Source organism: Pseudescherichia sp., assembly GCF_031987975.1.
In the GTDB taxonomy this organism is placed as follows: Bacteria; Pseudomonadota; Gammaproteobacteria; order Enterobacterales; family Enterobacteriaceae; genus Pseudescherichia.
In genome coordinates this window covers 1-20,420 of sequence record NZ_DALZYX010000007.1, presented here as the reverse complement: position 1 = coordinate 20,420, position 20,420 = coordinate 1, and the positions used below count along the sequence as shown (strand labels likewise).

Sequence of the window (20,420 nt, the reverse complement as noted above, 5' to 3'; positions counted from 1 at the left end):
CCTTCGCAGGCGTGAGGCCAACCATGAGCTCAGCGTTTGAACACGATGTCGTCCGCAACCTAATCTGCCGCCAGGCGCGCTACCCTGATATTGCCACGCCCGAAGACTGGTACAGGGCACTCGCCTTTACCGTCCGGGACCGCATGCTGGCGCGCTGGACCGCCTCCCTGAAAAACTATGCTCATCATCAGGTGAAGGTGGTCTGCTACCTCTCCGCAGAATTTCTCATCGGTCCCCAGCTTGGCGCTAATCTGCTAAGCCTCGATTTAGAGGGCGAAGCGCGAGACGCCATGCGCACCCTGGGTCAGGATCTCGATACGCTGCTGGAGGTAGAAGAGGAGCCAGGGCTAGGCAACGGCGGACTTGGCCGTCTGGCGGCCTGCTATCTTGACTCCCTCGCCACGCTGGAGATCCCGGCCATTGGCTACGGTATCCGTTATGAGTTCGGCATTTTCGATCAGGAGATTGTTGATGGCTGGCAGGTCGAGCGTACCGACAAGTGGTTGCGGATGGGCACCCCGTGGGAGATAGCCCGCCCCGACGTCTGCTTCTGCGTTAACTTTGGTGGCACTACCCAGATGCAGACCGATGAGCGCGGACGCCTGCGGGTGCAGTGGACCCCGGCGCGACAGGTGAAAGGCGTGGCCTATGACGTCCCGGTTCAGGGCTACCGGGTTAACACCTGCAACGTGCTGCGGCTCTGGAAGAGCGAGGCGGTCGAGACCTTCGATCTCGACGATTTTAACGCCGGAGATTACTACCAGGCGGTGGAGGAGAAGGTGGTCTCCGAGACCCTCTCTAAGATCCTCTACCCTAACGATGAGCCAGAGGCGGGCAAACGCCTGCGTCTGGCCCAACAGTACTTCTTTGTCTCCTGCTCCCTACAGGACATGCTGCGCCTGATGGATGCCAGCCACACGCCGGTTCAGCGCTTTGCCGATCGCTTTGCTGCCCAGCTCAACGATACCCACCCCTCCATTGCCGTGGCGGAGCTGATGCGCCTGCTGGTGGATGAGCGCCTGCTGCCGTGGGAAGATGCCTGGACCATTACTCGCCGCACCTTCGCTTACACTAACCACACCCTGCTGCCCGAGGCGCTGGAGACCTGGGGTCTGCCGCTAATGCAGAGCATGCTCCCGCGGCTGGTAGAGATTATCTTTGAGATCAACAAGCGGCTGCTGGAGGATGTCCGGCGGGCCTACCCCGATGACGAGGCGCGGGTGGTGCGCATGTCGCTGATCGATGAGAACGGCAGCAAGCGCGTGCGCATGGCGAATCTCGCCACGGTGGGTAGCCACCGAATTAACGGCGTGGCAGCCCTGCACTCGGATCTGCTCCGGGAGACCATTCTTCGCGACTTTGCTGAGATGTTCCCGGAACGTTTTCTTAACGTCACTAACGGCATCACCCCCCGGCGCTTTTTAATGTTGAGCAATCCGAGCCTGGCGGAGCTGATTGATAAGACTATCGGCCTTGCCTGGCGCACGGATCTTACTGGCCTGGAGGCACTGACCCCCCATGCCGACGACCCAGCGTTCCGCAAGGCCTGGCGCACCATCAAGCGCGAGAACAAGGCGGTGCTGGCGGATCGTATCCAACAGCGACTCGGGATCGCGGTCTCACCGGATATGCTGTTTGATATTCAGGTTAAGCGCATCCACGAATACAAACGCCAGCACCTTAACGTGCTCTATATCATCAGCCTCTACCGTCGGCTGTGTCGGGATCCGTCCGTGAAGATCGCCCCGCGCTGCTTTATCTTTGGCGGCAAGGCCGCGCCCGGCTATACGATGGCGAAACTGATGATCCGCCTGATTACCGGCGTAGCGGAAGTGGTCAATCACGATCCGGCGATTAACCATCGGATTAAAATCGTGTTCTGGCCCGATTTTAACGTGCAGAATGCCCAGGCGATCTACCCGGCGGCGGATCTCTCTGAACAGATCTCGCTGGCAGGAAAAGAGGCCTCGGGCACCGGCAACATGAAGTTTATGATGAACGGCGCGCTGACTATCGGCACACTCGACGGAGCCAACGTTGAAATTCGTCAGCAGGCGGGAGAAGAAAACTTTTTCCTTTTTGGAATGAATGCTGAGCAGGCGGAGGCGCTGAGGAGCAAGGGCTATCAGCCTGCGGGTTATGCAGAGGAAAATGTGGATCTGCGCGACGCCCTGGAGCAGATCGACCAGGGAAGATTCTCACGCGGCGACAAAGAGATGTTTCGCCCTCTGCTCGACAACCTGCTGTATGACGATCCGTTCCTGGTGCTGGCAGATTTTGCCGACTATGCCGCCTGCCAGCAGCGAGTTAACGACGCCTGGCATGACGAAGCGCAGTGGACGCGGATGTCGATTCTTAACACTGCCCGTTCGGGGATGTTTTCTGCGGATCGGGCGGTTAAAGAGTATTGCGAGCAGATCTGGCAGGCGACCCCGGAGGATATCGACCTCACCGATTTTGAAGATGTGTAGGCCGGGCAAACGCAGTGCCGCCCGGCGTTACGCTGCCAACAAATTAGTGTGCGTGAACCACCACCCACATCGGCCCCTGGCCAACGGCATAGCGGCCCTTCTCTTCCAGCAGGCCCTGCTCGCCCTGGATCGCATACAGTGCGATATGGTGCGACTTCTGCCCTGCTGCAATCAGATATTTACCGCTGTGGTCGATATTGAAACCGCGCGGCTGGGTTTCGGTAGGCTGGAAGCCCTCTACGGCCAGTACGCTGCCATCTTCCGAGACGCTAAAGATAGTCACGATGCTGGCGGTACGGTCGCAGGTGTAGAGGTGACGCCCGTCCGGCGTAATATGAATGTCTGCCGCCCAGCGGGTATCGGCGAAATCAGCAGGCATCATATCCAGAGTCTGCACGCACTCTACCTGCCCGTGGGCGTTGCTGAGCTGCCATACGTCAACTGAGCCGTTAAGCTCGTTAACGCAGTAGGCGTACTGCTGGTTCGGATGGAATGCCATATGACGCGGACCAGCACCTTCAACGGTGGTCACTTCCGCCGGGGTTTTAGCAGTAAGCTGGCCGTCATTGCCAAGCGTAAACAGGCAGATGCGATCCTGCTTCAGCGCCGGCACCCACAGGGTGCTGTTGTCCGGAGAGATATTGGCCGAGTGGCACCCTTCCAGACCTTCCACCAGGGTAGTCACCTCACCCGGCAGGCCGTCGTTGAGCGGGGTAACGCTGACGCTGCCCGCATTATAGGAGGCAGTAAAAATAAAGCGGCCCTGGCGATCGGTGGAGATATGCGTCGGGCTGCCAGACAGCGGCGCTTCTGCAGTAAAGGTCAGGGCACCATCTTCCGGCGCGATGCGGTAGGCCAGCACGCGAAACTCCGGGCGCACGCCTACATAGAGAAAGCGTTTGTCTGGGCTAACCACCATCGGCTGCACCTGACCTGGCACGTCAACGACCTGCACCAGGGTCAGCGTACCTTCGTCATTCAGACGCCAGACGTGGATCTGCTGGCTCTCGGGGCTGGCGGTATAAACGGTTTGCTGCATAGATTCTCCTTGATCGCATAAGCAGTGAAATAGATAACCACGATAGTCTTTTTTAGCGGTGAATGCTGTATTTCTGCCCAACGTTTTGCCGGGCCATCATGCCGGTGTACCATGCGTAACGAGTTGAATTTCATCCTCTACCTGGAAAACGACATGACCTCGCGAGTTATTGCACTGGATTTAGACGGCACGCTGCTGACCCCCACAAAGACCCTGCTCCCCTCTTCGCTTCAGGCGCTGGCACGCGCCAGGGAAGCGGGCTTCACCCCAATCATTGTGACCGGCCGACATCATGTTGCCATCCATCCTTTTTATCAGGCACTGGCGCTCGATACACCTGCAATTTGCTGTAATGGCACCTATTTGTATGATTATCATGCAAAAAAGGTCTTAGAGGCGGATCCGCTCCCTGCTGCCCAGGCGCTGCAACTCATTGATATGCTAAATGAGCATCAGGTTCACGCTCTGATGTACGTTGATAATGAGATGGTGTACGAGACGCCGACCGGACATGTGCTGCGCACCCGTAACTGGGCGCAATCGCTGCCGCCGGAGCAGCGCCCGGTCTTTACTCAGGTCGATTCGCTGGCGCAGACCGCCCGCGAGGTGAACGCCATCTGGAAGTTTGCTCTTACCGATGAAGACAACACCAAACTCAACGCCTTCGCGCTTGAGGTGGAGCAGCAGCTTGGTCTGGAGTGCGAGCGCTCATGGCACGATCAGGTAGACATTGCTCGCCAGGGTAACAGCAAAGGCAAACGCCTGGCCCAGTGGGTAGCCTCGCAGGGGCTGTCGATGGAAGACGTCGTGGCCTTTGGCGATAATTTCAACGATATTAGCATGCTGCAGGCGGCAGGCATTGGCGTCGCAATGGGTAACGCGGCGGATGAGGTGAAAGCCCACGCCGACGTGGTGATTGGCGACAATACCACCGATACCATCGCCGAGTTTATCTACACCCGCCTGCTGTAATCAGGTGGTGATCGAGACGCTCTTGATCTGGGCGTAGAGCCACAGGCCAGGCTTGATGCCCAGCTCATCCCTGGCCCACGGGCTGATCCGCGCCCAGAGCGTGCGGCTGCCCACCTCAAGCTGGACCTCAACCTGGCCCTGATCGTCATAGCACTGGGCCACCTTCGCCCGCAGGATATTGCGGATGCTGCTGTGGACCGGCGGCTGCAATACCAGCGAGACGTCTGAGGCCTGAATGCGGATGCGCAGCGCGGTCTGTAGAGGGCTGTCGATTTTATTCACCCACAGATGCTGATCGCCCAGCGCCAGGGCGGTCATGGCATAGTGCGGATGGTGCTCCAGCACGCTCACCTTCAGCACGCTGCTCTGCTGCTCCGGCGGCAGCCACGGGTTCATTACCCGGCTGCCCCAGATCTCCTCCAGATTGCCAAAAGCCTTCACCTCCCCTGCCTCCAGCACCATCACCTTATCGGCAAGATGCAGGATCTCATCCAGCGAGTGGCTGACGTAGAGCATGGGGATGTTGATCTCCCGCGCTAGCCGTTGCAGATAGGGGAGCAGCTCACGCTTGCGGGGGATATCCAGCGAGGCCAGCGGCTCGTCGAGCAGCAGCAGCTCAGGCGCGGTAAGCAGCGCCCGGCCAATCGCCACCCGCTGCTTCTCGCCGCCGGAGAGGCTCCCCGGCAACCGATCGAGCAGCGGCTCGATCCCCAGCAGAGCCACCAGCCTGTCGAACTGCCCGGCCATGCTTTTTGCCATGCCGTAGCGCAGGTTGCCGCGCACCTTGTAGTGGGGAAAGAGGCGCGCATCCTGGAAGACGTAGCCAATCCGCCGTTTCTCCGGCGGCAGGCAGATGTTTTTTTCGGTATCGTTCAGCACCCGTTCGTTGAGCACGATACGCCCCTGCTGCGGGCGCGTCAGGCCGCCGACAGCGTTGATCAGCGAGGTTTTACCCGCTCCGGAAACGCCAAATATTGCGGTGATGCCGCTGGCAGGTAAAGTTGCCTCGACGCGCAGTCGGTGCGTGCCCAGCGTCTGGGTGAAATCGAGTTCCAGCATGGTCTACCTCCCCGTCCGCTCGCGGCTGATCCGTGCCAGCCACTCGGACACCAGCAGTGAAATCAGGGCCAGCACAATGGAGATCAGACACAGCCGCGCCGCCGCGCCTTCGCCGCCGGGGGTCTGGATCAGGGTGTACATCGCCGACGGGATGGTGCGCGTTTCGCCGGGTATGTTGGAAACAAAGGTGATGGTCGCGCCAAATTCGCCCAGCGAGCGGGCGAAGGCCAGCACCGTACCGACGATGATCCCCGGCAGGGTCAGCGGCAGTGTGATAGTCATAAAGACCCGCCAGCGTCCGGCGCCAAGGGTGCGCGCCGCCTGCTCCAGCTTCAGATCGACTCCCTCCAGCGCCAGGCGAATGGCCCGCACCATCAGCGGGAACGACATCACCGCCGCCGCCAGCACCGCGCCACGCCAGCTAAAGGCAAAGGTCAGGCCAAACCAGTCGTAGAGCCACTCGCCGATAAAGCCCCGGCGGCCCATCGCCACCAGCAGCAGGTAGCCCACCACTACCGGTGGGAGAACTAAGGGGAGGTGTAACAGGCTATCGAGCAGCGCTTTGCCGGGAAAGGTACAGCGTACCAGCAGCCACGCAAAGAAGATCCCAAAGGGCAAGCTGAAAAGGACAGCCAGGGAGGAGACTTTCAGGCTCAGCAATACCGCCTGCCATTCGGGATCGGTCAATATCATTCGTGCGTCGTAAATCCGTAACGTTTAAAGATCTCAGAAGCCTGCGGGCCTTTCAGATAGTCATAAAACGCGCTAACCGTGGCGTTTTTATGCCCGTCGATGATTGCCAGCGGGTATTCCACTTTTTTATGCGACTCTTCCGGGAAGGTGCCGACCACCTTCACCCCCTTACTGGCTACCGCATCGGAGCCGTAAACAATGCCCAGCGGGGCTTCATTGCGCTCTACCAGCGCCAGCGCGCCGCGGACGTCTTCCGCCGGGGCAAGCTTCGGTGCCAGGGTTTCCCATGCGCCCAGCTTCTGTAGCGCCTCTTTAGCATAGATGCCCGCCGGGACGTGCTCCGGATCGCCTACCGCCAGACGACCACCCTTCAGCAGGCTGGTCCAGTTAGTTTTATCATTGATGGCGATCTCACCCTGAGCGCTCGCTTTTGGCGCAACTACCACCAGGCTGTTGCCGAGCAGCGTTTCACGGCTGGGGGTATCAATCGCTTTTTTCTCTACCGCGTAGTCCATCCACTTCTGATCGGCGGAGATAAAGAGATCGGCAGGCGCACCGGCCTCAATCTGGCGAGCCAGGGTGGAGGAGGAGGCGAACGACGAGACGACCTTAACCTTTTTCTCTTTCGTATAAGCGGAAGCAATATCCTGCATGGCATTAGTCAGCGATGCAGCGGCAAAAACCGTGATCTTTCCCTCATCTGCCAGGGCATGGCCCGCGAGTGAGAGGGTTAATGTCGTACCTGCTAGAAAGCGTAATCCCGAACGTGCCATATCTGACTCCTGTGAGTAACGTTATATACTTAACAATATAACGATAACCCTCGGGTTTTTACAGGGTTAATTTGTACCGCTTTAGCAGTACTCCTGAGTAAAACAGATATCGGCAACGGGTAAAAAAGCTTGAATAGCAAAACGCCCGCAGAAGCGGGCGTTTTTAGAAACTAGCGGGACTCTCTGGACCGGTCTTTGTGGCCGATGCCGGAAAAAATATTGAATACTTCACCGAGGCCGTAGATTGCCCCCAGAATGATGGCCATCACCACGGGTACCATGATCACCGCGAATACCAGACTTTTCAATAACTCTAACATGGTCTACTCCAGATATAGTGAAGTTATCATTCTAACCTGGTCGCGCAGAATTACACGTCCCTTTTGTGCGATGCCTACTTGCAGCGGTGCGCAATTAGGTCACAATACCCCTTTTGCAAGGATTGACTATGCAGGCGGAAATCCTCCTTACCCTTAAGCTCCAGCAGCGGCTGTTTGCCGATCCCAGACGTATTACCCTCCTCAAACAGATAGAACAGACCGGATCCATCAGCCAGGGAGCGAAAAACGCCGGCATCAGCTATAAAAGCGCCTGGGACGCCATCAACGAGATGAACCAGCTGAGCGAGCATCCCCTGGTGGACCGCGCTACCGGCGGCAAGGGTGGCGGCGGCGCGCAGCTTACGCGCTACGGCCAGCGGCTGATCCAGCTCTACGAGCTGCTGGCGCAGATCCAGCAGAAAGCCTTCGACGTACTGAGCGACGACGATGCCCTGCCTCTCAACAGCCTGCTGGCGGCCATCTCCCGTTTCTCATTGCAAACCAGCGCCCGCAACCAGTGGTTCGGCACGGTTACTGGCCGGGATCATACCCAGGTTCAGCAGCACGTCGATATCCTGCTGGCGGATGGCATTACCCGTCTGAAGGTGGCCCTGACCGCCCACAGCGGCGAGCGCCTTAGGCTGGATGAAGGTAAAGAGGTGCTGGTGCTGTTAAAAGCCCCATGGGTGAATATTACCCAGGATAGCGCCGCTGCCGACGGGGCAGATAACCAGCTGGCGGGACGCATCAGCCATATTGAGCACGGCGAGGCGCAGAGTGAAGTGCTGATGACCCTCCCGGACGGGCAGACGCTGTGCGCCACCGTCGCACGGGAGCAGGCAGACCAGCTGGCTATTGAGAGTGAAGCCATCGCCTACTTCAACGCCGACCGGATCATCCTGGCTACCCTCTGCTAAGCTGCCGGGCGCGAAGCGCATTGACAATCGCGCCGTCAGCACGTATCTCTGTGCACTACTGCTGCAAAAAATGGGATACGTCATGTCGTTATTGCATATTTCGCAAGGCACGTTTCGTCTTAGCGATACACGCACGCTCGCTATCAGCGACCTTAGCCTGCGCGCCGGAGAAAGCTGGGCCTTTGTCGGCACCAACGGCAGCGGCAAATCGGCCCTCGCCAGAGCGTTGGCCGGTGAGCTTACCCTGCTGAAAGGCACGCGGGAGAGCACCTTCACCCGCGTCACCCGCCTCTCCTTTGAGCAGCTGCAGAAGCTGGTCAGCGACGAGTGGCAGCGGAATAACACCGATCTGCTCAGCCCTGGGGAAGAGGATACCGGCCGCACCACGGCGCAGATTATTCAGGATGAGGTGCAGGATCCGACACGTTGCGCCGAACTGGCCGCCCGCTTCGGCATTAGCGCCCTCCTCGATCGCCGCTTTAAGTACCTCTCTACCGGCGAGACGCGCAAGACCCTGCTCTGCCAGGCGCTGATGGCCGATCCCGAGCTACTGATTTTGGACGAGCCTTTTGACGGTCTGGACGTGGCCTCTCGCGGCCAGCTGGCGGATCTGCTGGGTCAGCTCAATGCCCAGGGTATCACCCTCGTGCTAGTGCTTAACCGCTTCGATGAGATCCCAGATTTTGTCGCCAACGCCGGAGTACTGGTGGACTGCGCCCTGAGCGAAACCGGCGCAAAGCAGGCTCTGCTGGCGCAGGCCCTGATTGCCCAGCTGGCCCACAGCGAGACGCTGGCGGAGATGGCCCTGCCGCAGCCGGATGAACCCCCTGCCCACCATTTGCTGGCAGCCGATGCGCCACGCATTGTGCTAAATGACGGCGTGGTCTCCTATAACGATCGGCCCATCATTAACCATCTGAGCTGGACCGTGAATGCCGGTGAGCACTGGCAGATTATCGGCCCTAACGGGGCGGGTAAATCGACGCTGCTTAACCTGATCACCGGCGATCACCCCCAGGGCTACAGTAACGACCTGACGCTGTTTGGCATCCGCCGGGGCAGCGGCGAGACCATCTGGGATATCAAAAAACATATCGGCTACGTTAGCAGCAGCCTGCATCTGGAATACCGGGTCAGCACCACAGTACGTAACGTGATCCTCTCCGGCTATTTTGATTCGATTGGCATCTACCAGGCGGTGTCGGATAAGCAGCAGAAGCTGGCCCAGCAGTGGCTGAATATTTTAGGCATTGACGATCGCACCGCCAATTCCCCTTTTCATAGCCTCTCCTGGGGGCAGCAGCGGCTGGCATTGATCGTCCGGGCACTGGTCAAGCACCCTACCCTACTGATCCTCGACGAGCCGCTACAGGGGCTGGATCCGCTCAACCGACAGCTGGTTCGCCGCTTTGTTGACGTGCTGATAGGCCAGGGCGAAACCCAGCTGCTGTTTGTTTCCCACCATGCTCAGGACGCTCCCGCCTGCATTACTCACCGGCTGTACTTTGTGCCTGAGGGTGACAGCTATAGCTACCGTATCGATCGTCTGGCCTAAGCCGTTTGGCTGAAGTTTTTCAGACCAGGCGCATAATAGCGCTTTAATTGCTTGATATTACAGGGCATTTAAAGCGCCTTTCCCGCTGCAATCTTTTAGTGTAAGCGATTCCACTAGTTTCGTTCATGTCACACTTTTTGCTTCTCTGTTATGCTATCGTTATTAGATAACATATGGTTAATGGAGCCAAATATGCGAGTTCTGGTTACAGGTGGTAGCGGTTACATTGGCAGTCATACCTGCGTGCAGCTGCTACAGAGCGGCCACGACGTCGTTATTCTCGACAACCTTTGCAACAGTAAGCAAAGCGTACTGCCGGTCATCGCCCAGCTGGGCGGTAGAGAAGCCACTTTTATCGAGGGCGATATTCGTAACGAAGCGCTGCTGACGGACGTGCTTCGCGAGCAGGCTATCGATACGGTGATCCACTTTGCTGGCCTGAAAGCGGTGGGCGAATCCGTCGCGAAGCCGCTGGAGTATTACGATAATAACGTCAACGGCACCCTGCGTCTGGTCGCTGCCATGCGCGCGGCTAACGTCAAAAACCTTATCTTTAGCTCATCGGCTACCGTCTACGGCGACCAGCCGAAGATCCCGTATGTTGAGAGCTTCCCGACCGGCACGCCGCAAAGTCCTTACGGCAAGAGCAAGCTGATGGTTGAGCAGATCCTTACCGACCTGCAAAAAGCCGATCCCGAGTGGAGCATTGCTCTGCTGCGCTACTTCAACCCGGTTGGTGCGCATCCGTCAGGTGACATGGGTGAAGATCCCCAGGGCATTCCTAATAATCTGATGCCCTATATCGCTCAGGTGGCGGTAGGCCGTCGCGAATCGCTGGCTATCTTTGGCAACGACTACCCGACCGAAGACGGGACCGGCGTGCGTGACTATATCCACGTCATGGATCTGGCCGACGGCCACGTTGCCGCCATGCAGACCCTGGCAGGTAAGGCCGGAGTGCATATCTATAACCTTGGCGCAGGGGTCGGCAATAGCGTGCTGGATGTGGTTAACGCTTTCAGCAAAGCCTGCGGCAAACCGATTAACTACCACTTTGCCCCGCGCCGCGAAGGCGATCTGCCCGCCTACTGGGCGGACGCTAGCCGCGCCGATAAAGAGCTGAACTGGCGCGTTACCCGCTCACTCGATGAGATGGCGCAGGATACCTGGCGCTGGCAGTCACGTCACCCGCAGGGCTATGCGGATTAAGGAGGATCCTATGACACAGTTTAACCCGGTCGATCACCCTCATCGCCGTTACAATCCGCTGACCGGTCAGTGGATCCTGGTTTCACCGCACCGTGCCAAGCGTCCGTGGCAGGGCGCGCAGGAGACGCCATCCCAGCAGACCCTGCCGGCGCACGAGCCAGACTGCTTCCTCTGCCCGGGTAATACCCGTGTCACCGGCGATAAAAACCCGGACTACACCGGCACCTTCGTGTTCACTAACGACTTTGCTGCCCTGATGAGCGACACGCCGGACGCACCGGAGAGCGACGATCCCCTGATGCGCTGCCAGAGCGCCCGCGGCGTTAGCCGGGTGATCTGCTTTTCGCCGGATCACAGCAAAACCCTGCCGGAGCTGAGCCTCCCGGCGCTGGAGGAGGTTGTGCAGACCTGGCAGGCGCAGACCGCCGAACTGGGTGAGACCTACCCGTGGGTGCAGGTGTTTGAGAATAAAGGGGCGGCGATGGGCTGCTCTAACCCGCATCCGCACGGCCAGGTATGGGCCAATAGCTTCCTGCCTAATGAGATTGAGCGCGAAGACCGCCTGCAGCGGGACTACTTTACTGCCAACGGGACGCCGATGCTGCTGGACTACGTGAAGCGCGAGCAGGCTGACGGCAGCCGTACCGTGGTCGAGACCGAGCACTGGCTGGCGGTAGTGCCCTACTGGGCGGCCTGGCCGTTTGAGACGCTGCTGCTGCCAAAAGCGCCGGTGCTGCGTATTACCGATCTCAGCGACGACCAGCGCAGCGACCTCGCCCTGGCCCTGAAAAAATTAACCAGCCGCTATGACAACCTGTTCCAGTGCTCCTTCCCCTACTCCATGGGCTGGCACGGGGCACCGTTTAACGGCGAAGAAAATTCACACTGGCAGCTGCACGCCCACTTCTATCCGCCGCTGCTGCGCTCCGCGACGGTACGCAAATTTATGGTCGGCTATGAGATGCTGGCGGAGACCCAGCGCGACCTGACGGCGGAACAGGCCGCCGAGCGCCTGCGGGCGGTCAGTGATATCCATTTTCGTGAATCAGGAGTTTAACCATGAGTCTGAAAGAAAAAACGCAATCTCTGTTTGCTGAGAAATTCGGCTATCCTGCCACGCATACGTTTCAGGCTCCGGGCCGTGTCAACCTGATCGGCGAGCATACCGACTACAACGACGGTTTCGTGCTGCCGTGCGCCATCGATTACCAGACGGTGATCAGCGCCGCGCCGCGTACGGATCGCACCGTGCGCGTCATCGCCGCCGACTATGATAACCAGACCGACGAATTTTCTCTGGATGCGCCGATCCTTGCCCATGATAGCCAGCAGTGGTCAAACTATGTTCGCGGCGTGGTGAAACATCTGCTCAACCGCGACAAAAGCTTTGGCGGGGCGGATCTGGTGATCAGCGGTAACGTGCCGCAGGGGGCAGGCTTAAGCTCGTCGGCCTCTTTGGAGGTCGCCGTGGGTACGGTCTTCCAGCAGCTCTATCATCTGCCGCTGGATGGGGCGCAGATCGCCCTCAACGGCCAGGAGGCGGAGAACCAGTTTGTTGGCTGTAACTGCGGCATCATGGACCAGCTGATCTCTGCCCTCGGCAAAAAGGATCATGCTCTGCTGCTCGACTGCCGCACGCTGGGCACCCGCGCGGTATCCATGCCGCAGGGCGTGGCGGTGATTATCATCAACAGCAACTTCAAACGCACCCTGGTGGGCAGCGAATACAACACCCGCCGCGAGCAGTGTGAAACCGGGGCGCGGTTCTTCCAGCAGCCGGCCCTACGCGACGTCTCCCTGGAGCAGTTCAATACCGTGGCTGATGAGCTGGATCCGCTGGTTGCCAAACGCGTGCGCCACGTTCTGACCGAAAACCAGCGTACCGTGGAAGCGGCCGACGCGCTGGAGAGAGGCGATCTACAGCGGATGGGTGAGCTGATGGCAGCGTCCCATGCTTCTATGCGCGATGATTTCGAGATCACCGTACCGCAGATCGACACGCTGGTGGAAATTGTTAAAGAGACCATTGGCGATAAAGGCGGCGTACGCATGACCGGCGGCGGCTTCGGCGGCTGTATCGTGGCGCTGGTGCCGGAAGATCTAGTCGCTCAGGTTCAGGAGGCGGTGGCGGCACAGTATGAAGCCAAAACCGGCATCAAAGAGACCTTCTATGTCTGTAAGGCATCAGAGGGGGCAGGACAATGCTAAATGAAACCCCTGCGCTGGCTCCGGACGGGCTGGCATACCGCCTGATCACCCTGCGCAACGGCGCGGGGATGGTGGTGACCCTGATGGACTGGGGCGCAACCCTGCTCTCCGCCCGTGTGCCAATGCCGGACGGCTCGGTACGTGAAACGCTGCTGGGCTGCAATACCCCCCAGCGCTACGTGGAGCAGACCGCCTATCTGGGCGCGTCGGTGGGCCGCTATGCTAACCGGATCGCTAAAAGCCGCTTTACCCTTGACGGGCAGAGCTACTCGCTGCTGCCGAGCCAGGGTGAAAACCAGCTTCATGGCGGGCCGGAAGGCTTTGATAAGCGCCGCTGGCGCATCGTGCGTAAAAACGACAGCGAAGCGCTGCTGAGCCTGAACTCCCCCGACGGCGACCAGGGTTATCCTGGCAACCTGAATGCCAGTGCCCTCTTCCGTCTGACGGAGGATAACCGCATCTCTATTGAGTATCGCGCTACCGTGGACAAACCCTGCCCGGTAAATCTGACCAATCACGCTTACTTTAACCTTAATGGTGTGCAGTCGGACGTGCGCGACCACCAGCTGCAGCTGCTGGCGGATGCATACCTGCCGGTGGACGAAGCTGGGATCCCTTATCAGGAGCTGAAGGCGGTTGAAGGCACCAGCTTTGACTTCCGTCAGCCGAAAATCATCGCCAATGATTTCCTTCAGGATGAGGATCAGCGGAAGGTGAAAGGCTACGATCACGCTTTCCTGCTCCAGGCGAAGGGTGATGCCAGCCAGCCAGCGGCGCATCTCTGGTCGGCGGACCGGAAGCTTCAAATGAGCGTCTACACAACCGCCCCGGCGCTGCAGTTCTATTCCGGTAACTATCTGGAGGGGACTCCTGCCCGCGAACAGGGTGAATACAGCGCGTATCAGGGGCTGGCTCTGGAGAGTGAGTTCCTGCCGGATAGCCCAAACCACCCGGAGTATCCGCAGCCTGACGTCATCCTCCGTCCCGGCGCAGAATACGTGAGCGTGACCGAGTATCAGTTTATTCCGCAATAACCGTACAGCCCCGTTTTAACGGGGCTTTTTTTGTCCATCCTGCTGAAATAAGCATCGTTTACGGACAAAATCCTAACCCCGATTTCACAAGTACCTTACACTGCGCCACTATTTTCGCTATGGTAATGGTTATGCGTTGCCGCTGGCGTCGTCACGGCAATATAATGAGAATTGTTATCATTCAATCAGGTTTATTAAGGAGAGAGTATGGCTGTTACTAAGCTCGTTCTGGTTCGTCATGGCGAAAGCCAGTGGAACAACGAAAACCGCTTCACCGGCTGGTACGATGTTGACCTGTCTGAGAAAGGCGTGAGCGAAGCAAAATCAGCAGGTAAGCTGCTGAAAGAAGAAGGCTTCAGCTTTGATTTTGCCTACACTTCCGTGCTGAAACGCGCCATCCACACCCTGTGGAATGTCCTTGATGAACTCGATCAGGCCTGGCTGCCGGTAGAGAAATCCTGGAAACTGAACGAGCGTCACTACGGTGCGCTGCAGGGTCTGAACAAAGCCGAAACCGCTGAGAAGTATGGTGATGAGCAGGTTAAGCAGTGGCGTCGCGGCTTCGCGGTCACCCCGCCGGCGCTGACCAAAGACGACGAGCGCTTCCCGGGTCACGATCCGCGTTACGCATCCCTGACTGAGCAGGAGCTGCCGCTGACCGAAAGCCTGGCGCTGACCATCGATCGTGTGATCCCTTACTGGAATGAAACTATTCTGCCGCGCCTGAAAAGCGGTGAGCGCGTGATCATTGCCGCACACGGTAACTCCCTGCGTGCGCTGGTGAAGTATCTCGACGATATGGGTGAAGATGAGATCCTTGAGCTGAACATCCCGACTGGCGTACCGTTGGTGTATGAGTTCGACGAAAACTTCAAGCCGATCAAACACTATTATCTGGGCAACGCTGACGAAATCGCTGCAAAAGCAGCGGCGGTAGCAAACCAGGGTAAAGCGAAGTAATTGTTAAATGCCCGGCGGCGCGCTGCTGCCGGGCACAATTATCAACCGCGACGCGCTTTCACCGCGTTGGCCAGCTGACGCAGAATCGCGTCGGTATCTTCCCAGCCGATGCAGGCATCCGTTACGCTCTTGCCATAGACCAGCGGCTCACCGCTCTCCAGGCTCTGATTACCCTCCACCAGATGGCTCTCAATCATCACGCCAATTACCGCCTTCTCACCGCCGGCAATCTGCTGACAGACGTCTTCACCCACGCTCATCTGCTTTTTAAACTGCTTGCTGGAGTTGGCATGGCTGAAATCGATCATCACCTGCGGTGACAGCCCGGCTTTTTCCAGGCCATGCTTAACTTCCGCAACGTGCTTCGCACTGTAGTTCGGCTCTTTGCCACCGCGCAGGATAATATGGCAGTCGCCGTTGCCGCTGGTGTTCACAATCGCCGAGTGGCCCCACTTGGTGACGGAGAGGAAGCAGTGCGGCGCGCCGGCGGCGTTAATAGCGTCAATAGCTACCTTGATGGTGCCATCGGTACCATTTTTAAAGCCTACCGGACAGGAAAGCCCGGATGCCAGCTCGCGGTGCACCTGAGACTCGGTTGTGCGCGCGCCAATTGCGCCCCAGCTCATCAGGTCAGCAACGTACTGCGGGGTGATCATATCGAGGAACTCCCCCGCCGCTGGCAGACCGCTGTCGTTAATCTCCAGCAGCAGCTTGCGGGCGATGCGCAGGCCGTCGTTGATCTGGAAGCTGTTATCCATATGCGGATCGTTAATTAGCCCCTTCCAGCCCACGGTGGTACGCGGCTTTTCAAAATAGACGCGCATGACGATCTCAAGCTCACCCTTCAGCTCTTCGCGCAGGGTCAACAGGCGGGCAGCATACTCTTTGGCCGCTGCCGGATCGTGAATCGAACAGGGTCCGATCACCACCAGCAGACGATCGTCACTGCCTTTGAGGATCTTATGGATCGCCTTACGGGCATGAGAAACCGTATTGGCTGCGGTCTCCGTCGCCGGGAATTTCTCCAGCAGCGCGACAGGGGGTAACAGTTCGTTAATCTCTTTAATGCGTAAATCGTCGTTCTGATAATTCATGTTCGTTCCAGCGTTGCCATACTTATGTCAGAGAGTGCAATCCCTCCAATCTAACGGCTCCGTCAGGAAGTGTAAACGGGCTTTTACACTCAATACGGAATATTCCTGAAAAGTGATAAAAAAGGGCGAGTCGCTAGCGAACGCTGGCAACCTGACTAAACTTTTTACCTGTAAACACTTTGTTTTTATTTTTTATCCAGATTCCATTCTGCCTTTTTGGCCAGATTTGGCATCTTTCACTACTGAGCGAATAATCCGTTTCGCATCTGCACTGTTGGATATCGCTATCCAATGTAATGACGAGAACAGGAGCACGATTATGAAAATGAATAAACTGGCCACACTTTTACTGACGACTACCCTGACTCTGGCTAGCGGCGCAGCACTCGCGGCAGCAAACAGTAACGGTGCAGCGAATGCCGCTGCAGACGCCGGGGCAGTAGCACCGGGCGCTAAAGAAAATCTGCCGCCGAACAATGTAGATAACAGCAACATCAATACTGGCAACACCAACGCAGCAACTGGCTCTACCGGTACTAACACTACGGGTACTACCGGCACTGCAACCGGTGGCGCTACCGGCACCTCTACCGGCGGCATGCTGCACTCCAACGGTGGGGCCTCTACCAGCGCCGACGGTCAGCATATGGACAAAGACGACATCCATAAAAACAGCATGTGTAAGGATGGTCGTTGCCCGGACGTGAATAAAAAAGTGGAAACCGGCGACGGTATGAATAACGATGTGGATACCAAAACCGACGGTACTTCCCAGTAATACCGTTGATGCGTAACATGAGGAGAGCTAAGGCTCTCCTTATTTTTTTGTGCCGAAGAAATAAAAATCTGCAATGATGTAAGTCGCTGAGAATACATTAAATGGAATGACACTCATGGCGCATCACCATTCACACGCTCCCTCTTCTGAACACCATGACGACAATGCCCGTCGATTGCTGTTAGCCTTTAGCGTTACCGCCCTGTTTATGGTGGTTGAAGTTATTGGTGGGCTGCTCTCCGGCTCGCTGGCCTTGCTGGCCGATGCCGGTCACATGCTTACCGATGCCGCCGCTCTGCTCTTCGCCCTGCTGGCCGTGCGCTTCGCCCGTCGGCCTCCGAGCGGGCAGCGCACCTTTGGCTGGCTACGGCTTACCACCCTGGCGGCGTTTGTGAACGCACTCGCACTGGTGGTCATCACCTTTATGATTGTCTGGGAAGCCGTTGTACGCTTCTATCACCCCCAGCCGGTCGCGGGGGTTGCCATGCTGGGCATCGCCGTAGCGGGCCTGGTGGCTAATCTGGTTTCATTCTGGATCCTGCATCGCGGCAGCGAAGAGAAGAACTTGAACGTACGGGCGGCGGCGCTGCACGTATTGGGCGATCTGCTCGGCTCCGTGGGCGCCATTGTCGCTGCGCTGGTGATCCTCTGGACCGGCTGGACACCGGTCGATCCGATACTCTCAGTGCTGGTTTCCTGTCTGGTGCTACGCAGTGCCTGGAAGCTGCTTAAAGAGAGTGTGAATGAACTGCTGGAGGGGGCGCCGATATCGCTGGATATTGCGGCGCTGCGTCGCCATCTGCGCCGGGATGTCCCGGAAGTGCGTGACGTGCACCATGTGCACGTCTGGACGGTGGGAGAGAAGTCGGTCATGACCCTACACGTGCAGGTTATTCCTCCGCACGATCACGATGCTCTGCTGGAACGCATCCAGCACTTTCTGGTTCATCACTATCAGATTTCACACGTCACGATTCAGATGGAGTACCGCCCATGCAGCGGGCCGGAGTGCAATTTGAATACCCTACCCTCCGGCCACGCTCACCACCATCACCATTAGCCCGCCAGCGCGCGCGAGCCTCGTTCCCGCGCGCTGTTAATCCACATCCGGCTGCCGTTCAGCGCAATAAAGGTCAGGATCAGGTACTCCAGCGACATGGCGTAGACGCCCTGCAGGGCAAAGATCACCACGCTAATCACGTTAACTACGACCCACAGCAGCCAGTTTTCGACATATTTACGGGTCATCAACACCATCGCCACAATCGACAGCACCATCAGGCAGGAGTCCCAGAAGGGGAAAGCATCAGGCTGTAGCGCTGGCATCGCTACGCTTAAACCCAGCGCCTGCATAATAGAGACCGCAATACGGGTCAGGAAGGTGAACACCGGATCGATAAACAGGGTCATCAGGCCAATCGCCAGGACGCAGATAACCAGCCAGGCAATCGCCTTACCGCGCGGCAGCCAGCGGATTTGCAGCGCGGCTTCGTTCTGCGTTGTTTGCCGCGACCAGGCATACCAGCCGTAGATGTTGGCTGCGAAGAAGAAGAGCTGCAGCAGCAGGCTAGCATAGAGCTGGATCTGGAAAAAGATCACCGCAAACAGCGTCACGTTGATGAGGCCGAAGGCGTAGTTGCTGATCTTCTCCAGGCTAGCGAGCCAGATGCATAGCAGTCCGGCAAGGGTGCCTACCGCTTCTATCCACGAGAGATCGTAGCCACCTGCCCCCAGCGGAATGTGAACCAAAATATTCTGCGTACTAAAAAAATCCATTTTTGCCCCGCGTATTGAAAAGTGAAATTGTCTTAACAATCATAGCCGTTATCGACACGTGCGTAATCAACGCAGCGTTGCGGCGAAATCCAGCATCCGATTAAGCGGCAGCAGTGCGCCTTCACGCAGTTTTGCGTCTACCTGGATCTCATGCATAGCCCCCCCCTTCTCCAGCCCCTCAGCAATGGCCTGAAGGCCGTTCATGGCCATCCATGGACAGTGCGCACAGCTACGGCAGGTTGCTCCCTCTCCGGCGGTAGGCGCTTCCAGCAGCTCTTTTTCCGGCACCGCTTGCTGCATCTTATAAAAGATCCCGCGATCGGTAGCGACAATAAGCTGCGGGTGCGGCAGCGTTTTGGCCGCATTGATCAACTGGCTGGTGGAGCCAACGGCATCCGCCATATCCACCACCGCCTGCGGCGACTCCGGGTGAACAAGAACGGCGGCGTTGGGATAGAGGGCTTTCATACGCGCCAGCGCCTGGGTTTTGAACTCGTCATGGACGATGCATGCCCCCTGCCAGCAGAGGATATCTGCCCCGGTCTGCTTCTGCACGTAGCTGCCGAGATGGCGATCCGGTGCCCAGATGATCTTCTCCCCGAGGCTATCCAGATGCTCAATCAGCTCGACGGCGATGCTGGAGGTGACGACCCAGTCCGCTCGGGCCTTAACGGCGGCGGAGGTATTGGCGTAGACCACGACGGTGCGATCCGGGTGGGCATCGCAGAAGGCGCTGAACTCTTCAATGGGGCAACCAAGATCGAGGGAGCACTCTGCATCCAGAGTAGGCATCAGAATGGTTTTTTCCGGACTAAGAATTTTAGCGGTCTCGCCCATAAAGCGCACCCCAGCAACTAATAGCGTGGAGGCAGGATGCTTTGCCCCGAAGCGCGCCATCTCCAGCGAATCGGAGATACATCCCCCGGTCTCTTCCGCCAGCTGCTGGATCTCCGGATCGGTATAGTAATGGGCCACCATGACCGCATCGCGTTCTTTGAGTAATTTTTTTATTTTTTCGCGATAAAACGCTTTTTCGTCGAGGCTCAGTGGACGCGGCTTAGGCGGGAAGGGGTAGATCGCGGTTTCAGGATCAAACATTACGCTCATCATGCTTTCTCGTTTTGCTGACTTAACAATAATGCCCATGCCTGCTGTGTCTGACCAAGGATAAGGCATTTGTGTTTTATATACTAAACAAGATAGCGGATCGCAGGATAAAAGTCACAATAAATAGGCGTCAGATGAGTATGTCGGGCAGCGACATATCGCAGATAGCAAAAAAGCGCCTTTAGGGCGCTTTTTTGCATTGGTGGGTCGTGCAGGATGACTCGGCTTTGCCTCGCCCTTTGGGCCGTTGCTAAAGCAACGTTATCCTTCACGTTCAACATCTATTCTTTATGTTGAAATTGGTGGGTCGTGCAGGATTCGAACCTGCGACCAATTGATTAAAAGTCAACTGCTCTACCAACTGAGCTAACGACCCTTCCGGGTGCTGCCTGAATATTTAATTGGTGGGTCGTGCAGGATTCGAACCTGCGACCAATTGATTAAAAGTCAACTGC

The 20,420-nt window shown here is 57.7% G+C and carries 19 protein-coding genes and 1 tRNA gene; 11 read left to right on the top strand and 9 right to left on the bottom strand.

From position 1 onward, the window contains the following. Positions 1–23 precede the first annotated feature (23 nt). The gene (locus RTN40_RS13495) at positions 24–2,471 is read left to right on the top strand and encodes a glycogen/starch/alpha-glucan phosphorylase (protein ID WP_312228902.1); all 2,448 of its coding nucleotides are present in this window, start codon (positions 24–26) and stop codon (positions 2,469–2,471) included. A gap of 43 nt (positions 2,472–2,514) precedes the next feature. On the opposite strand, the gene pgl is transcribed toward RTN40_RS13495, so the two are convergent. Beyond that, a complete protein-coding gene (pgl, locus tag RTN40_RS13490; RefSeq protein WP_312228901.1) occupies positions 2,515–3,510 on the bottom strand; it encodes a 6-phosphogluconolactonase in 996 nt (331 codons plus the stop codon). A gap of 153 nt (positions 3,511–3,663) precedes the next feature. Between pgl and RTN40_RS13485 the strand changes: the two genes are divergently transcribed. Then, a complete protein-coding gene (locus tag RTN40_RS13485) occupies positions 3,664–4,482 on the top strand; it encodes a pyridoxal phosphatase (protein WP_312229161.1) in 819 nt (272 codons plus the stop codon). Here the strand turns inward: RTN40_RS13485 and modC are convergent, their stop codons facing one another. The 4 genes from modC to RTN40_RS13465 form a co-directional block, all read right to left on the bottom strand. Beyond that, positions 4,483–5,541 carry a molybdenum ABC transporter ATP-binding protein ModC gene (gene modC, locus RTN40_RS13480; RefSeq protein ID WP_312228900.1) on the bottom strand — a complete coding sequence of 353 codons (1,059 nt, stop codon included), beginning with the start codon at positions 5,539–5,541 and terminating at the stop codon, positions 4,483–4,485. Positions 5,542–5,544: 3 nt separating this feature from the next. After that, entirely contained in the window at positions 5,545–6,234 is a 690-nt protein-coding gene (gene modB, locus RTN40_RS13475; RefSeq protein ID WP_312228899.1) for a molybdate ABC transporter permease subunit, read from the bottom strand. After that, complete coding sequence (gene modA, locus RTN40_RS13470; RefSeq protein ID WP_312228898.1) at positions 6,231–7,007, bottom strand: molybdate ABC transporter substrate-binding protein; 777 nt, start codon at positions 7,005–7,007, stop codon at positions 6,231–6,233. Before modA ends, modB begins: the two co-directional genes overlap by 4 nt. A 170-nt stretch (positions 7,008–7,177) precedes the next feature. Further along, positions 7,178–7,327: an AcrZ family multidrug efflux pump-associated protein gene (locus tag RTN40_RS13465; protein ID WP_042392206.1), complete on the bottom strand. Its 150-nt coding sequence runs from the start codon at positions 7,325–7,327 to the stop codon at positions 7,178–7,180. 128 nt (positions 7,328–7,455) lie between these two features. Between RTN40_RS13465 and modE the strand changes: the two genes are divergently transcribed. The 7 genes from modE to gpmA all read left to right on the top strand — a co-directional run bounded on the left by modE (position 7,456) and on the right by gpmA (position 15,210). Next, positions 7,456–8,244 carry a molybdenum-dependent transcriptional regulator gene (gene modE / locus RTN40_RS13460; protein ID WP_312228897.1) on the top strand — a complete coding sequence of 263 codons (789 nt, stop codon included), beginning with the start codon at positions 7,456–7,458 and terminating at the stop codon, positions 8,242–8,244. An 82-nt stretch (positions 8,245–8,326) separates the two neighbouring features. Then, positions 8,327–9,799 (top strand): molybdate ABC transporter ATP-binding protein ModF, encoded by a 1,473-nt coding sequence (gene modF, locus RTN40_RS13455; RefSeq protein ID WP_312228896.1) that lies wholly within the window; start codon positions 8,327–8,329, stop codon positions 9,797–9,799. A 192-nt stretch (positions 9,800–9,991) separates the two neighbouring features. Then, entirely contained in the window at positions 9,992–11,008 is a 1,017-nt protein-coding gene (gene galE / locus RTN40_RS13450) for a UDP-glucose 4-epimerase GalE (RefSeq protein ID WP_312228895.1), read from the top strand. A 10-nt stretch (positions 11,009–11,018) separates the two neighbouring features. Continuing rightward, positions 11,019–12,065, top strand: coding sequence for a galactose-1-phosphate uridylyltransferase (gene galT, locus RTN40_RS13445; RefSeq protein WP_312228894.1), 1,047 nt, complete (start codon positions 11,019–11,021; stop codon positions 12,063–12,065). A gap of 2 nt (positions 12,066–12,067) precedes the next feature. After that, the gene (gene galK, locus RTN40_RS13440) at positions 12,068–13,216 is read left to right on the top strand and encodes a galactokinase (RefSeq protein ID WP_312228893.1); all 1,149 of its coding nucleotides are present in this window, start codon (positions 12,068–12,070) and stop codon (positions 13,214–13,216) included. Beyond that, a complete protein-coding gene (gene galM, locus RTN40_RS13435; RefSeq protein WP_312228892.1) occupies positions 13,210–14,250 on the top strand; it encodes a galactose-1-epimerase in 1,041 nt (346 codons plus the stop codon). Before galK ends, galM begins: the two co-directional genes overlap by 7 nt. A 207-nt stretch (positions 14,251–14,457) precedes the next feature. Continuing rightward, entirely contained in the window at positions 14,458–15,210 is a 753-nt protein-coding gene (gpmA, locus tag RTN40_RS13430) for a 2,3-diphosphoglycerate-dependent phosphoglycerate mutase (RefSeq protein WP_042392192.1), read from the top strand. A 41-nt stretch (positions 15,211–15,251) separates the two neighbouring features. On the opposite strand, the gene aroG is transcribed toward gpmA, so the two are convergent. Further along, entirely contained in the window at positions 15,252–16,304 is a 1,053-nt protein-coding gene (gene aroG, locus RTN40_RS13425) for a 3-deoxy-7-phosphoheptulonate synthase AroG (RefSeq protein WP_312228891.1), read from the bottom strand. 319 nt (positions 16,305–16,623) lie between these two features. Here aroG and RTN40_RS13420 point away from each other — a divergent pair, with 319 nt between their 5' ends. Both RTN40_RS13420 and zitB read left to right on the top strand, forming a co-directional pair. Further along, positions 16,624–17,082, top strand: a complete 459-nt coding sequence (locus RTN40_RS13420; RefSeq protein WP_312228890.1) for a protein YbgS — start codon at positions 16,624–16,626, stop codon at positions 17,080–17,082. Positions 17,083–17,197: 115 nt separating this feature from the next. Then, positions 17,198–18,142 (top strand): CDF family zinc transporter ZitB, encoded by a 945-nt coding sequence (gene zitB, locus RTN40_RS13415; RefSeq protein WP_312228889.1) that lies wholly within the window; start codon positions 17,198–17,200, stop codon positions 18,140–18,142. On the opposite strand, the gene pnuC is transcribed toward zitB, so the two are convergent. From pnuC to RTN40_RS13400, 3 genes are all read right to left on the bottom strand, one after another. Next, positions 18,139–18,858 (bottom strand): nicotinamide riboside transporter PnuC, encoded by a 720-nt coding sequence (pnuC, locus tag RTN40_RS13410; RefSeq protein ID WP_312228888.1) that lies wholly within the window; start codon positions 18,856–18,858, stop codon positions 18,139–18,141. The two genes, zitB and pnuC, sit on opposite strands and share 4 nt — an antisense overlap. A 66-nt stretch (positions 18,859–18,924) precedes the next feature. Then, a complete protein-coding gene (gene nadA / locus RTN40_RS13405; protein WP_312229160.1) occupies positions 18,925–19,965 on the bottom strand; it encodes a quinolinate synthase NadA in 1,041 nt (346 codons plus the stop codon). A 300-nt stretch (positions 19,966–20,265) separates the two neighbouring features. Then, positions 20,266–20,341 (bottom strand) — tRNA-Lys (locus RTN40_RS13400). Between the last annotated feature and the right edge of the window lie 79 nt (positions 20,342–20,420).

What these genes read in the sequence shown, in the direction of transcription:
- RTN40_RS13465 (WP_042392206.1), bottom strand. Translation starts at nt 7,327, where the DNA reads ATGTTAGAGTTATTGAAAAGTCTGGTATTCGCGGTGATCATGGTACCC.
- modC (WP_312228900.1), bottom strand. Translation starts at nt 5,541, where the DNA reads ATGCTGGAACTCGATTTCACCCAGACGCTGGGCACGCACCGACTGCGC.
- pnuC (WP_312228888.1), bottom strand. Translation starts at nt 18,858, where the DNA reads ATGGATTTTTTTAGTACGCAGAATATTTTGGTTCACATTCCGCTGGGG.
- RTN40_RS13420 (WP_312228890.1), top strand. Translation starts at nt 16,624, where the DNA reads ATGAAAATGAATAAACTGGCCACACTTTTACTGACGACTACCCTGACT.
- galM (WP_312228892.1), top strand. Translation starts at nt 13,210, where the DNA reads ATGCTAAATGAAACCCCTGCGCTGGCTCCGGACGGGCTGGCATACCGC.
- modE (WP_312228897.1), top strand. Translation starts at nt 7,456, where the DNA reads ATGCAGGCGGAAATCCTCCTTACCCTTAAGCTCCAGCAGCGGCTGTTT.
- modB (WP_312228899.1), bottom strand. Translation starts at nt 6,234, where the DNA reads ATGATATTGACCGATCCCGAATGGCAGGCGGTATTGCTGAGCCTGAAA.
- galE (WP_312228895.1), top strand. Translation starts at nt 9,992, where the DNA reads ATGCGAGTTCTGGTTACAGGTGGTAGCGGTTACATTGGCAGTCATACC.
- zitB (WP_312228889.1), top strand. Translation starts at nt 17,198, where the DNA reads ATGGCGCATCACCATTCACACGCTCCCTCTTCTGAACACCATGACGAC.
- modF (WP_312228896.1), top strand. Translation starts at nt 8,327, where the DNA reads ATGTCGTTATTGCATATTTCGCAAGGCACGTTTCGTCTTAGCGATACA.
- modA (WP_312228898.1), bottom strand. Translation starts at nt 7,007, where the DNA reads ATGGCACGTTCGGGATTACGCTTTCTAGCAGGTACGACATTAACCCTC.
- galT (WP_312228894.1), top strand. Translation starts at nt 11,019, where the DNA reads ATGACACAGTTTAACCCGGTCGATCACCCTCATCGCCGTTACAATCCG.
- RTN40_RS13495 (WP_312228902.1), top strand. Translation starts at nt 24, where the DNA reads ATGAGCTCAGCGTTTGAACACGATGTCGTCCGCAACCTAATCTGCCGC.
- nadA (WP_312229160.1), bottom strand. Translation starts at nt 19,965, where the DNA reads ATGAGCGTAATGTTTGATCCTGAAACCGCGATCTACCCCTTCCCGCCT.
- gpmA (WP_042392192.1), top strand. Translation starts at nt 14,458, where the DNA reads ATGGCTGTTACTAAGCTCGTTCTGGTTCGTCATGGCGAAAGCCAGTGG.
- galK (WP_312228893.1), top strand. Translation starts at nt 12,068, where the DNA reads ATGAGTCTGAAAGAAAAAACGCAATCTCTGTTTGCTGAGAAATTCGGC.
- RTN40_RS13485 (WP_312229161.1), top strand. Translation starts at nt 3,664, where the DNA reads ATGACCTCGCGAGTTATTGCACTGGATTTAGACGGCACGCTGCTGACC.
- aroG (WP_312228891.1), bottom strand. Translation starts at nt 16,304, where the DNA reads ATGAATTATCAGAACGACGATTTACGCATTAAAGAGATTAACGAACTG.
- pgl (WP_312228901.1), bottom strand. Translation starts at nt 3,510, where the DNA reads ATGCAGCAAACCGTTTATACCGCCAGCCCCGAGAGCCAGCAGATCCAC.